The sequence below is a fragment of the Thauera sp. ZXT1-4 genome (assembly GCF_052598215.2).
On sequence record NZ_JBQWSN020000095.1, the window covers coordinates 1 to 1,660 of the forward strand.

The window sequence follows — 1,660 nt, forward strand, 5'->3', positions numbered from 1 at the left end:
TGAAACCGGACAGATCACGTGCTACAAGTCCGGACAGTTTATGTGCTCCCTACAACTGCAGCGGCACCCACTTGACCGCGGCGCCCACTGCACGGATCTTTGCATCGGGATCGGCATCACGGTCCTTCGCGCGCCCGAAACCCACTTCTACCTCTACATTGTCGATCGGACCGAAACCAGCCGCCCCCTCGTAACCGCGCACTGCATCGTCGCGGCTCCAGCCGAACTCCAGCTTCGCGCCCCCCCGCTCGAGGGTGCCAGCATCATCGACTGCCATCGGCCGCTCGGCGAATGCTGGCGCGGAACAAAGAGCGAACACCGTGGACAGCACGATCGGGCGCAGCCCGGACTTACGAAACGACATGATCATTCCTTCTTGAAGGACAGGGGCGGGCACGAACGGACCGCCCCACAGGGGCGGCCCGTAACTAGAAATCTCGTATCCCCTCCGGGACCTGCGGAGGGGCGTGCTGCAGTGCAGTAGTGCAGTCACTGCAAAAATGGTAACAGCACTGCGAATCATTCCTTTTTGATCGTCGTCAACACTTGGTCATATGTGCGTGATTCAGGACTTGCGCCGCGGGCAACCCTTGCACGGCTTGTCCTTCTTGCAGCACTTCTTGCTCATGCCCCACCTCCGGAGAAAAAACGAAACGCTCGCCATATCGGCGCCGGCATTCAATGCAGCGCCCCGCTCGGCGGGCCTTCTTCAACGAATTCGCCGAGCAGGGCATATGCCTGCCAGTCGGCGATCAACCGGTCTGCGCAGGCGCGCAAGGACTCCGGTACCCGTGGATCCGCAGCAATGACCTGGAAGTGGCAGGCGATCGTGTGCGCCAAGGCCGGCGAACGACGCGCCGGAAACCGCGACAGCAACTGCAGGACGGCCGCCAGCGCGAGATCCGGATAGGTGTCGTAGCAAGGCACGTCTGCGGCGGACGGCGCACCCGCCCCCGGTGCTGATGAGGGGCCCATGCTCACAACCGCACCGCGTAGTATTCGACGATCTGCTGAACGTCCACCGGGAAGGGCACCTCATCTGGCGAGGGCGTACGGGTCATCGTCGCCGCAAATGCAGGCTCTTCGAAAGTGAGCCATTCAGGGCGGGCCAGCGCCGGCTCAACGAGCGACTCCGCGACCACCGGAATCTGCCGGGCGCGCTCGGTGAGTTGAATGCGGTCGCCCGGACGTACACGAATCGACGGGATATTCACTGGACGGCCATTGAGCAGCACGTGCCGGTGGCGCACGAGTTGGCGCGCAGCCACCGTCGTCGGCGCAAAGCCGGCACGGAACACGAAGTTGTCGAGGCGACGCTCGAGCAACTCCAGCAACTTGTCACCCGTTGGTCCGCGGTCACGCTTGGCCTCCCTGAACAGGCGCCGAATCTGGCCTTCGGTCAAACCGTAATTGAAGCGTAGTTTCTGCTTCTCGATCAGTTGCACACCGAACCCGGACTTTCGCTTCGGACGCTGACCGTGCTGCCCAGGCGGATAATTGCGCTCACCGAGCGGCTTGCGCGACAGCCCTGGCAACTCCGTGCCGAGGGCACGCATCACTTTCAGGCGGGGACCGGTATAACGGGACACTTGACTCTCCTTCGGAGTAACCGTCCGAGCAACCCCGTAGTTCCCGGTCAGTGCTGAATCATCGATCGTTG

General features: G+C 62.6%; 3 protein-coding genes. All 3 read right to left on the minus strand.

Annotated features, from left to right (window positions below):
- Positions 1-49: 49 nt before the first annotated feature.
- Positions 50-364 (minus strand): hypothetical protein, encoded by a 315-nt coding sequence (locus ACUH78_RS19200; RefSeq protein ID WP_445334444.1) that lies wholly within the window; start codon positions 362-364, stop codon positions 50-52.
- A 314-nt stretch (positions 365-678) separates the two neighbouring features.
- Complete coding sequence (locus ACUH78_RS19205; protein WP_445334443.1) at positions 679-975, minus strand: hypothetical protein; 297 nt, start codon at positions 973-975, stop codon at positions 679-681.
- Positions 976-977: 2 nt separating this feature from the next.
- Positions 978-1,589, minus strand: coding sequence for a 30S ribosomal protein S4 (gene rpsD / locus ACUH78_RS19210; RefSeq protein WP_445334442.1), 612 nt, complete (start codon positions 1,587-1,589; stop codon positions 978-980).
- Positions 1,590-1,660: the final 71 nt, after the last annotated feature.

What these genes read in the sequence shown, in the direction of transcription:
- ACUH78_RS19200 (WP_445334444.1), bottom strand. Translation starts at nt 364, where the DNA reads ATGTCGTTTCGTAAGTCCGGGCTGCGCCCGATCGTGCTGTCCACGGTG.
- ACUH78_RS19205 (WP_445334443.1), bottom strand. Translation starts at nt 975, where the DNA reads ATGGGCCCCTCATCAGCACCGGGGGCGGGTGCGCCGTCCGCCGCAGAC.